Genomic DNA, 11,262 nt, shown 5'->3' with positions numbered 1-11,262 from the left:
TAAATTTATTTTGGAAGGATGAAAGCAATGGATTATAAGTTTAAAGGAATCATCCCACCTGTAGTTACGTTATTTAATAAGGATGGAGAGTTCGATTGGGAAGCCAATTATATGCTTGCGGATCATTTAATCAAAAAAGGCGTTCATGGATTGCTCTATATGGGAAGCATGGGGGAATTCTCTTCTTTGACTGTTGAAGAAAGAAAACTTTTTGTCGAAAAAATGGTTCGATATGTAGATGGGCGTGTCCCTGTTTTAATTGGTACAGGAACTGCCTCATTAAAGGACACTATTTATTTATCACAACACGCTGAGTATATCGGAGCTAACGGTGTACTAGTGGTAAATCCGTTTTATTGGAAATATACGGAGCGCCAATTATATGACTATTATGTAAATGTAGCTAAAAGTATCAAAATTCCTTTGATTATATACAATATTCCTTCACTCACAGGTCAAGATTTATCCCCTAGCCTTATATTAAGGTTAGCAATGGATCAAGAGAATATAGTTGGAGTTAAAGATACGACGGAAAGATTAGGGCATATTCGACAATTAATTGGCATTGCGGAGCAAAGAGCAGATTTCTCTGTTTTTGCCGCTTTCGACGATCTTCTCCTTCCTGCGCTTCAAATGGGGGCAGCTGGCGGAATCAATGGTACTGCTACTTTCTTGCCGGAACTATCTGTCCGATTATTTGAGAGTTTTAAAGCTGGCCAATATCAAACAGCGCTAACTCTAAATGAATCCATCCTCAAGCTTATGTCCATTTATGAGCTTTCCCAACCTTTATTTATTGCGGTTAAGGAAGCAGTTCATCAGCTTATTTTAGGCCATCAAACGAGTCCACGGTTACCTATCGCAGAATACGACGACTTAAAAAAGGCGGTTCAGTTATTTCTAAAACAAAATAATTTATTTTCCTACAGCAATGAAAAACTAAACGCGAAGGGTTGCAAATAGGACTACTAACGAAGAAGCTAATCGATTAGCCGCTCTCTATCACTACACTAAGATTATTTCCTATCAATCGTATTTTAATAAAAGAGAAAGGATGCATTATATTTATGAAAGAAACGAGAGAATTTCTTAAATCATTGGGCTACCCAAGCAGCGATCTCTATGATCTTCCTACGTCTACAAAACGTTTCCCTGACGGGGCACAATACCGTATTGAGATCCCAAGTGTAGAAGGTCCACGTGCTTTACAAGCAGCGCTTGAGGAGGCAGACCGATTGGGAGTAACCATTCACCGCGTATCGCAGGGAAGTGGAATTATGCTGTTAACAGATGATGAGATTAGGGAAATGTGCCAGATTTGCGCGAATCGGGGGATGGAGTTAAGCCTTTTTGTCGGCCCTAGGGGTACATGGGATATTAGCGCCCAACCATTTACAAGTTCAGGGAAAGTTGTGGGGCTTAGACACGAAGGAATCGATCAGCTGGTTTATGCCATTGAGGATTTAAAAAGAGGAGCAAGTTTAGGATTGCGTGGTGCTTTAGTTGCTGATGAAGGTTTGCTGCTTTTAACGAAGGAAATGAAAAAGCAAGGAATATTACCGCAAAATTTTGTGGTTAAAGTATCCGTTCAAATGATGGCATCCAACCCGGTGTCTATTAAGCTGATGGCGGAATTAGGCGCGGATACGTATAACGTTCCTACCGCTTTGACTTTGCCTAAACTGGCGGCTATTCGTCAAGTAATTGACATTCCAATTGATATATATGTGGAGGTACCAGACGGATTTGGCGGTTTTATTAGACATTATGAGATTCCGGAAATTATTCGTATTTTATCACCTGTTTACATTAAATTTGGGTTACGCAATCATCCAGATGTATATCCATCAGGTAGACATCTGGAATCGATTAATATGGATCTATGTCGCGAAAGAGTTCGCCGAGCAGCATTAGGAATGCGGATTATTGAACAATACTACCCGGAAGCAGTGATGTCTGAACTAGGAGCAGAGGGGTTGGGTGTCCCGGTAATCGGCTCGTTCAAAAAATCTACGGTTTGAAAGAGGAGAAGGGGAGAAGCTATATGACGTCTTTTTACCGAACTGTTATGATGAATCCCAAAGATAATGTTGCCACTGCCTTAGACTATATCCCTGCTGGCAGTGTAGTAAAAGTAACATGTCAGGAAAAAGAGTACGAGATTGAAATCAAAGAAAATATTGAGTTTGGGCATAAATTTGCTGTTGTTCCTATTAAGAAAGGCAAGGATATATTCAAATATGGGGAAGTTATTGGAGTTGCCTCTAAGGATATTGCCGTAGGTGAGCATGTGCATATCCATAATGTAGAGGGGAAAAGAGGAAGGGGAGATAAGATAAATGAAAACAGCTCAGCTTTGGGGTTATAGACGTCCTGACGGTCGAGTGGGAGTTCGCAATCATGTGCTTATATTGCCTACCATTGTTTGCGCTACACAGGCAGCAAAACAGGTAACAGAACTTGTTCATGGTACTGTGTCCTTTATTCACCAGCATGGTTGCGCTCAAGTAGGTGTTGATTATGATCAAACATTCCGCACATACGTTGGAATGGGGACCAATCCAAACGTGTATGGTGTAATCGTTATGGGACTTGGTTGTGAGACGCACCAAGGGAGAAGTGTTGCCCAGGAAATTGCCAAAAGCGGCAAGCCGGTTGAACTGGTATCCATTCAAGATCATGGGGGGACGCTTGGAGCCGTTGCAGAGGCGGCGCGAATTGCAACGAAAATGGTACAAGATGCTTCTGCTTTAGTCCGAGAACCGTTTGATATTAGCGAATTAATTGTAGGAACAGAATGTGGAGGATCAGATGCCTGTTCGGGGCTCTCAGCCAACCCGGCAGTTGGTTATGTAAGCGACATGATTGTTGACAGAGGAGGAACAGTGATTTTAGCAGAAACAACCGAACTAATTGGGGCAGAACACCTTTTAGCCAATCGTGCTGTTGACGACCGAGTAGCTAAAAAAGTATATCAAGTCATTGAAGCGATGGAGAAACGGGCAATCATGATGGGAGTGGATATTCGTACCGGAAATCCAAGTCCAGGGAATCGAAAGGGAGGCCTCACAACACTAGAAGAGAAATCACTTGGAGCGGCTGCCAAGGCTGGTACCAGACCTTTGCAAGAGTTAATCGACTATGCTCAGCGGCCGACAAAAAAAGGGTTAGTATGGATGGATACCCCTGGTCATGATATTGAACAGCTGACGGGAATGGTTGCTGGTGGGGCACAAATCGTCTTATTTACAAGTGGACGTGGAACACCAACTGGTTCGCCAATTGCACCTGTCATTAAAATTGCTACCAATACTCCGATGTTTGAAAAAATGAGGGAAAACATGGACATTAATGCAGGAACAATCATTGAAGGAACGGAGTCTCTAGAATCGGTAGGCGAAAGAATTTTCAACGAACTTTTATTAACAGCCTCTGGAAAGCTTACGAAAGCAGAAATTCTAAAACAACATGATTTTGGCATTTGGAGAATTGGCCCAACATTTTAGTAGTTAAAAATATTTGAATATTATTAATAATTGAATTTGTGGGCAATATTTATAGAAATGCCTTACCCATTAAGTTTTGCTTGACTATTCGAACTTCTGGAGCAAGAAATGTGCTATCTATTTTTCGGCTGCCAAAAGGCAAGCCATTGACTTGCCTTTAACAGTCAAGAGATCTGCGCTTTGTTAGTGGAAAATTCAAATGCCAATATTTCTTTGGTGTCTATTCATTCAAGAGATTATCGGTAAAACCTTTTGAATTCATGTTATTTGCCGGGAACAGGCAAGCACAAAAACATACGGGGGGACTTATTGTGAAAGAACTTGATGTTGTAACATTCGGGGAAACAATGGTCTTATTTACCCCCGAACTTACGCTTCCACTCGAATATAGCGATAGATTTTATAAGCAGATTGGAGGAGCGGAATCCAATGTAGCGATTGGGTTGCGAAGACTAGGTCACTCGGTAGGTTGGTTTAGCAAATTAGGTAATGATCCCTTTGGAAGATATATTCACAAATTTATTAGAGGCGAAGGGGTAGACACTTCTAGATGCATCTATACGGATGAGGCTCCCACAGGTATTTTTTTCAAAGAGAAATACTCACCAACAAATGTAAAAGTGTATTATTATCGCAAAAACTCTGCTGCTAGTTTATTATCTCCCAATGACCTTGATGAAGATTATATTGCTCGCGCGAAATTTCTTCATTTAACGGGGATTACCCCTGCCCTTAGCCCATCATGCAGGGAGACAGTTTTTAAGGCTATTGAAATTGCCAAAAAACATGAGGTGAAAATTGTTTTTGATCCGAATATCCGATTAAAGCTTTGGAATATGGAGAAAGCGAGATCCGTTTTATTAGAAATTGCCAAAGAAGCAGATATTATTTTACCTGGATTGGATGAAGGTGAAATACTGTCAGGTCGGAAAACTCCTGAGGAAATTGCGGATTTCTTTGGAAAAGAAAAAATTGTCATCATCAAAATGGGGGAAAAGGGAGCATACTACCGATCTGGGAATGAAAGTGGCTATGTAAAAGGGTTCCCTGTCTCTCAAATAGTAGATCCAGTTGGAGCTGGCGACGGATTTGCAGCGGGGGTAATAAGTGGAATTTTAAGAAATGAGCCTATTTTTTCGGCAGTGAAACGCGGAAATGCGGTTGGAGCTATGGTTGTTGGAGTAAGTGGGGACGTTGAAGGGTTGCCGAGCAGTGAAGAATTGGAAGAGTTTATGAAAGGTGTAATTCACTTTCAAGGTGTAAAACGGTAAGGAGGAAGATGTTTTGGACAAGATTACAAATCTAAACCGCTTAAAGAAATCTAAGTTAGTCGCAGTAATAAGAAAACCAAAACCATCTCAAATTTTCCAAATTGCAGAAGCATTGATAGAAGGCGGGGTAGAGGTGCTAGAAGTTACGGTGGACACCCCTGGAAGCTTTGAAATGATCACTCATCTTAAAGAAAAATTTGGAACAAAGGCTATCGTTGGTGCAGGAACAGTACTTGATGCGCAAACTGCTAAAAGAGCGATTGAGGCGGGTTCAGATTTTATTTTTTCACCGATACTTGACGAGGAGACCATTTATTTAACCAATCGATATGGTAAAATTTCGATTCCCGGTGCCATGACACCAACCGAAATTGTAAGAGCATATCAAGCAGGTGCTGATCTTTTAAAGGTATTTCCTGCTAGTTCTCTAGGACCTAAATACTTTAAGGAATTAAGTGGACCGTTAGGATATATTCCAATGATGCCGACTGGCGGTGTGTCTTTAGATAATGTGGCAGAGTTTATACAAAGTGGTGCAGCAGCGGTAGGAGTGGGGAGCGCATTGCTTAATAAACAAGTAATTGAGGAGGGGCGCTTCGATATTTTGAAAGAAACTGCACAAAAGTTTATCGAGAAAATACGAAATGCGATGGTTATGGAGGAGAAAGTGCAAAATGAGGATTACTAAATTTGAAACTTTTATCGTTCCACCGCGATGGCTATTCCTCAAAATTACCACCGATGAAGGGATTGTCGGTTGGGGTGAACCGATTATAGAGGGAAGGGCAAATACGGTGAAAACAGCGGTAGAAGAATTAAGTGAATATTTGATAGGAAAAGATCCGCTGAAGATCGAGGATCACTGGACCGTTCTTTATCGAGGTGGATTTTATCGCGGAGGCCCGATTTTAATGAGTGCCATATCAGGAATCGATCAAGCGCTTTGGGATATAAAGGGGAAATATTTTAACGCACCCGTTCATCAATTGCTAGGTGGTCCTGTTCGTGATTCTATCCGTGTTTACAGTTGGATTGGAGGAGACCGCCCTAGCGATATCGCTGAAGCAGCAAAAAAGGCGAAAGATGCAGGATTTACGGCCGTAAAAATGAATGCTACCGAGGAACTTCAGTATATTGATTCTCATAAAAAGGTTGATGAAATTATAGAAAGGGTTGCTACAATCCGACAAGTAGCTGGTGATGACTTCGATATAGGTATTGATTTTCATGGACGTGTCCATAAACCAATGGCAAAGATTTTAGCAAAAGAACTAGAACCTTACCATCCTATGTTTATCGAAGAACCTGTATTACCGGAGCATAACGAAGCGCTGCGTGAGGTTGCCAAGCATACCACCATTCCAATTGCAACGGGAGAAAGAATGTTTTCCCGTTGGAATTTTAAAACCATTTTATCCGAGGGCTATGTAGATATTATTCAGCCCGACCTTTCCCACGCGGGGGGAATTACCGAAGTGAGAAAGATAGCTGTGATGGCTGAAGCCTATGATGTTGCGTTAGCTCCTCATTGCCCGTTAGGCCCAATTGCATTGGCAGCTTCTTTGCAAATCGATGCGGTGTCCTATAACGCTTTTATTCAAGAACAAAGCCTTGGTATACATTATAATCAAGGAAACGATCTCTTAGATTATTTAGTAGATTCTTCTGTGCTTGAATACAAAAATGGATATGTAAAAATCCCACAGGGGCCGGGATTAGGGATAGATATTAACGAAGAGTATGTAAGGAAAATGGCAGAAACAGGACATAATTGGAAAAATCCTGTTTGGCGCCATAAAGATGGTTCAGTTGCTGAATGGTAGATATACTTTTTAAGGATTTTTTATCTATATTCTTTCAGGTGGATACAGATTATAAGGATAGTGATATTTTTAAATTTTATGTATTGACCATGTACCGCAGCCTAAAGATGAATGCAGTATAGTATATATTGCTTTCGTTGCAACTATAGTAAACATAGTATGATTGCTTGTCTGCTCTGCCTTTTACGATGGATGAACGAAGGTACAGAAAAATACATAAATAATGTAGGGAGGGAAAAAATGAAAAAATTTAAAGTAGTGGTTACCGATTATGAATTTCAAACATTAGCTCCTGAACAAGAAGTGCTTTCCTCATTGAATGTAGACTTCGTAGCCGTACAGTGCCGTACTGAGGAAGAAGTAATCGCTGCCTGCAAAGATGCAGATGCGATTATTAATCAATATGCCCCTGTCTCTGCGAAGGTAATTGCAAACTTAGAAAACTGCAAAGTTATCTCACGATATGGGGTAGGTGTCAATACCGTCGATGTGGACGCGGCTACCCAAAAAGGCATCATTGTTGCCAACGTAACAGATTATTCGGTAGATGAAGTATCCGACCATGCTTTTGCTTTATTGCTTTCATTGGTGCGCAAAGTTGTCAAATTAAATAGTGAAGTGAAAAATGGAGTGTGGAATTTTAATTTAGGAAAACCGATTTATCGATTACGCGGCAGAACACTTGGACTTGTAGGACTGGGAAGAATTCCACAGGCATTGGCTAAAAAAGCACAATCTTTTGGCTTGAATATCATTGCTTATGATCCATATATTTCGCAAGAGGTAGCCCATCAATTGAATGTTAAATTGGTAGAATTAAACGATCTATTTAAACAATCTGATTACATTTCCGTCCATGCACCGTTGACGAAAGATACACGTGGAATGATCAGCGACGAACAATTTGATCTTGCGAAAAAGGAACTATTTATTGTAAATACAGCCCGCGGTCCTGTTATTGATGAGGCTGCATTAATTCGCGCTTTGCAGGATGGAAAGATTGCGGGTGCAGGTCTAGATGTTACGGAATATGAGCCTATTCAACCAGATAATCCTCTTCTTAAAATGGAAAATGTTATTATTACACCGCATGTTGCTTGGTACTCTGAGGAATCTGAAAGTGAATTAAAACGAAAAACCGCCCAGAATGTTGCTGATGTATTATCGGGATATTATCCCAAATATTTAGTGAATCCTAGCGTGAAAGGGAAAGTGCATTTAAGAGAAAAGGAATTGTACGTATAAAAGCAGTCGCCAAACTCGGCATCACCCTTTCCCAATTGGCGCTTGCCTGGGTATTGCGCCAGCCGAACGTCGCGAGCGCTCTCATCGGTGCCAGCCGGCCGGAACAAGTCAAAGAAAACATCAAAGCCGTGGACATCCAATTAACAGAAGATGTGCTTGAGAAAATTGAACAAATTCTTGCATAAACATAGAAAGAAGCAAGCGGGAGGCTTGCTTCTTTTTTATGATGACAAGCGGAGATAAAGGATTTCTCTTGCTAGCGGCGAAAAATACGAAAATAAACAAATGGGGAAGGAGGGACTTTGTATGAGCGGCAATGTGGATGAACGTGGAGAAATGGTATTGCGTGCTGACCAAACATTAAACGAGGCGCTGCAACTGTTTATCCGCTTTGAGGTAAACGAAGTTCCGATAATCGACCATCAGCGCAGGGAAATAGGCCGGTTGACATGCAGGACATTGCTAAAAGCGGTGGCGGACAAATGGGATGGCCGAACGACTATAGAGTCGCTATGGAACGGAGAGAAAGAAACCGAACAGGTAGGGAGGGAGCCGGCTGATGCCCCAAAGGTAAGCCGTGCGTCCGTGTCAGAGCTGACCGCCATGGTCGAGCGGCTCAAGCGGGAGCTGCAAGAGACGCAAAGCATAGTGGAAACGATGAAAACGGTTCTTGACTCGGCCTATGAAGGCATTGTCGTCGTGGATGCGCATGGCATTATCCAGGAAATAAATAAGGCCTATTGCCAGTTTCTTGGCATTCGCCGCGAAGACGCCGTTGGGAAGCATGTCACCGAGGTTATTGAAAATACGAGGCTACATATTTGTTTGGAATCCGGCATACCAGAGAGAGGATTTATCCAAAAAATTTACGGGCAGCCGATGGTCGTCCACCGCATTCCAATCTGGCGCGACGGAAAAGTGATTGGGGCGATTGGAGTCCTCATTTTCCAAGGTGTTTCCGAGGTTTACCAAATTTTTAAGCGCCTGCAGGATTTGTCGCGTGAGGCGAGCCGAAAGGAAGAAAAAGAAGAACGTGCTGCTCCTTCGAGAAAACAAATTTTCGGCTTAAACAGCATCATCGGCCGCAGCCCAGTGATCGCAGAAATCAAACAAATGGTGAGAAGAGCAGCGCGTGTGCCATCCACGGTGTTAATTACCGGGGAAAGCGGAACAGGAAAAGAAGTGCTGGCGAAAGCGATTCACCAATCGAGTCCGTACGCTGACGGCAATTTTATCAGCGTCAATTGTGCAGCAATCCCTGAATCGCTTCTCGAGGCAGAATTGTTTGGATATGAAGAAGGGGCGTTTACCGGAGCGAAAAAAGGCGGAAAGCCGGGAAAGTTTCAACTCGCCCATAAAGGGACGCTATTTTTGGATGAAATAGGCGATATGCCGCTATATATGCAAGCGAAAATATTGCGGGCCCTAGAGGAGAAAAAAGTGGAGCGGGTCGGCGGAGTGGAGGAAATGGAGCTCGATGTTCGCATCATTGCCGCTACGAATAAAAATTTAGAGGAAATGGTGCGAAAAGGGCAGTTTCGAGAAGATCTTTTTTACCGCCTCAATATTATTCGCATCCATATTCCTGCCCTGCGGGAGCGGAAAATGGATATCCCTTATTTGCTTGCCTACCATATGGAAAGGATTTGCGAGCAGTTCGGTTTAAAACAAAAAGAATTCACAAAAGAGGCGATGCAAGTGCTCATGGATTATTCATGGCCGGGAAATATTCGCGAGCTTGTTAATGTCGTCGAATGGCTTGTCGGCATGGTCGATGGTCAAAAAATCCAAAAGGAGCATTTGCCTGCCCATATTCTTTCCCCACAGCGATTGGCAAAACATGGCGATAAAGAGGGAGAAAAGAGAAAGATTGTGGTGCAGACCGATACAAACTGGCGGGAAATAGTAGACGCTTATGAGCGGGAAAGAATTAAACAAGCGTTGATTGAGGAAAGAGGAAATAAAGCAGCGGCAGCGCGAAAACTTGGCATGCATCGGTCCACTCTTTATGAAAAACTAAAAAAATATAATCTATAAACATGTTGGAATCATGTACAAATATGTCGGGGATATGTCTGGGAATTGTCGGTGCATCATTGTGTTGATGAAAAACTGAATACTTAAATTGATTAGTAAATAACAGACTTCCGGTTTGGCATGTCATTTGCATGATTATGATATTGAAAATGTTACGAAAGAGGGAGGAGAAACGATGTCACAAGTGTATCAACTTCTCATGCCGGGCCGGATTTTGTATGGACGCGGCGCTTTTAACGAAGTCGGAAAACAAGCGCGTCTGTTTGGAAACAAAGTGCTTATTATCAGCGATCCGGTTATGGAACAGCTTGGCAATGTCGCGCTTTGTGAAGAGCATTTACGGAAAGAAGCGCTTCCGTTTGCCAAGTATACAGGAGTAGATACGGAGCCAACCGATATTCATGTGAAAGAAGCGCTTGAAGTTTGCCGCACAGAGCAGTGTGACGTCATCGTTGCCATTGGTGGAGGAAGCAGTATTGATACGGCGAAAGCGGTGGCGGTCATGATGACAAATGAAGGAACGATCAGCGATTATGTTGGCAATGTCAAGCCGTTTGTCAATAAACCGCTTCCGCTCATCGCCGTTCCGACGACTGCAGGAACCGGTTCCGAAGTCACGAAAGTCACGGTTATCATTGATACGAAAACGAACGTCAAAATGATGATTTCCCAGCCAGAATTATTGCCTGCCGTGGCGATTGTCGATCCGCTTCTTACCGTATCGTGTCCCCCGGCGGTGACAGCGGCGACAGGGGTAGACGCGTTATGCCATGCGATCGAAGCCTATATTTCGCGGCGCGCCCATCCAGTGACCGACGTGTTGGCGCTATCAGCGATGGAAGCGATCATGGGGAATTTGCGCAAATCGTATGAAAACGGCAACGATATCGATGCACGCGAGAAGATGGCAATTGGCGCGATGGTGGCAGGTGCTGCGTTTTCGAACGCATCGGTGACGCTTGTCCATGGGATGTCCCGACCGATTGGGGCACTATTTCACGTGCCGCATGGCGTGTCGAATGCGATGCTGCTGCCGGGGGTGCTGGAATTTACAAAAGAGAGTGCGATAGAAAGACTTGCAGTGATCGCCCGTCTGATCAAGCCAGAATTAAAGACTGCTTCCGATGAAGAAGCAGCAGATGCGCTTATTTTGGAAGTAAAGCAGCTCTGCCGGGATCTCCATATTCCAAATATGAAAACATGGGGAATTGAAAAAGAGCAGTTTGACAAGGCCGTTGACAAAATGGCAGCCGATGCGCTAGCAAGCGGCAGTCCGGGAAATAATCCGCGCGTGCCGACTCACGAAGAAATTGTCCAGCTTTATCACGTCTGCTATGACTATCAATTCGATCATCAAGTGATGCGTCACTAAAAAGGCGA

Annotated in this window: 10 protein-coding genes and 1 pseudogene; all 11 read left to right on the top strand. The window is 43.0% G+C overall.

Annotated features, from left to right (window positions below; genetic code table 11):
* Nucleotides 1-27 precede the first annotated feature (27 nt).
* The 11 genes and pseudogenes from GCA01S_RS13165 to GCA01S_RS13120 all read left to right on the top strand — a co-directional run bounded on the left by GCA01S_RS13165 (nt 28) and on the right by GCA01S_RS13120 (nt 11,254).
* Nucleotides 28-963: a dihydrodipicolinate synthase family protein gene (locus tag GCA01S_RS13165; RefSeq protein WP_042410638.1), complete on the top strand. Its 936-nt coding sequence runs from the start codon at nt 28-30 to the stop codon at nt 961-963.
* A 104-nt stretch (nt 964-1,067) separates the two neighbouring features.
* The gene (locus GCA01S_RS13160) at nt 1,068-2,021 is read left to right on the top strand and encodes a U32 family peptidase (protein ID WP_017437297.1); all 954 of its coding nucleotides are present in this window, start codon (nt 1,068-1,070) and stop codon (nt 2,019-2,021) included.
* 23 nt (nt 2,022-2,044) lie between these two features.
* Nucleotides 2,045-2,368: a UxaA family hydrolase gene (locus tag GCA01S_RS13155; protein ID WP_042410635.1), complete on the top strand. Its 324-nt coding sequence runs from the start codon at nt 2,045-2,047 to the stop codon at nt 2,366-2,368.
* Nucleotides 2,340-3,506 (top strand): UxaA family hydrolase, encoded by a 1,167-nt coding sequence (locus GCA01S_RS13150; RefSeq protein WP_042410633.1) that lies wholly within the window; start codon nt 2,340-2,342, stop codon nt 3,504-3,506. The genes GCA01S_RS13155 and GCA01S_RS13150 overlap by 29 nt, the downstream gene beginning before the upstream one ends.
* 311 nt (nt 3,507-3,817) lie before the next feature.
* A complete protein-coding gene (locus GCA01S_RS13145; RefSeq protein WP_017437300.1) occupies nt 3,818-4,777 on the top strand; it encodes a sugar kinase in 960 nt (319 codons plus the stop codon).
* 13 nt (nt 4,778-4,790) lie between these two features.
* A complete protein-coding gene (locus GCA01S_RS13140; RefSeq protein WP_042410630.1) occupies nt 4,791-5,465 on the top strand; it encodes a bifunctional 4-hydroxy-2-oxoglutarate aldolase/2-dehydro-3-deoxy-phosphogluconate aldolase in 675 nt (224 codons plus the stop codon).
* Nucleotides 5,452-6,600 (top strand): galactonate dehydratase, encoded by a 1,149-nt coding sequence (gene dgoD / locus GCA01S_RS13135; protein WP_042410629.1) that lies wholly within the window; start codon nt 5,452-5,454, stop codon nt 6,598-6,600. The genes GCA01S_RS13140 and dgoD overlap by 14 nt, the downstream gene beginning before the upstream one ends.
* A gap of 240 nt (nt 6,601-6,840) precedes the next feature.
* Nucleotides 6,841-7,845 (top strand): C-terminal binding protein, encoded by a 1,005-nt coding sequence (locus tag GCA01S_RS13130; protein ID WP_042410627.1) that lies wholly within the window; start codon nt 6,841-6,843, stop codon nt 7,843-7,845.
* Nucleotides 7,845-8,030 (top strand): annotated as a pseudogene (locus GCA01S_RS19480) (aldo/keto reductase); the annotation flags it as partial. The gene GCA01S_RS13130 and the pseudogene GCA01S_RS19480, both read left to right, overlap by 1 nt.
* A gap of 121 nt (nt 8,031-8,151) precedes the next feature.
* The gene (locus GCA01S_RS13125; protein ID WP_042410624.1) at nt 8,152-9,882 is read left to right on the top strand and encodes a sigma-54-dependent Fis family transcriptional regulator; all 1,731 of its coding nucleotides are present in this window, start codon (nt 8,152-8,154) and stop codon (nt 9,880-9,882) included.
* Between the two features lie 175 nt (nt 9,883-10,057).
* Nucleotides 10,058-11,254 (top strand): iron-containing alcohol dehydrogenase, encoded by a 1,197-nt coding sequence (locus GCA01S_RS13120; protein WP_042410622.1) that lies wholly within the window; start codon nt 10,058-10,060, stop codon nt 11,252-11,254.
* The last annotated feature ends 8 nt before the right edge of the window (nt 11,255-11,262 follow it).

The sequence above is a fragment of the Parageobacillus caldoxylosilyticus NBRC 107762 genome (genome assembly GCF_000632715.1).
Taxonomy (GTDB): Bacteria; Bacillota; Bacilli; order Bacillales; family Anoxybacillaceae; genus Saccharococcus; species Saccharococcus caldoxylosilyticus.
The sequence above is the reverse complement of the archived record's forward strand: the minus strand, read 5'-3'. Positions and strand labels throughout refer to the sequence as shown.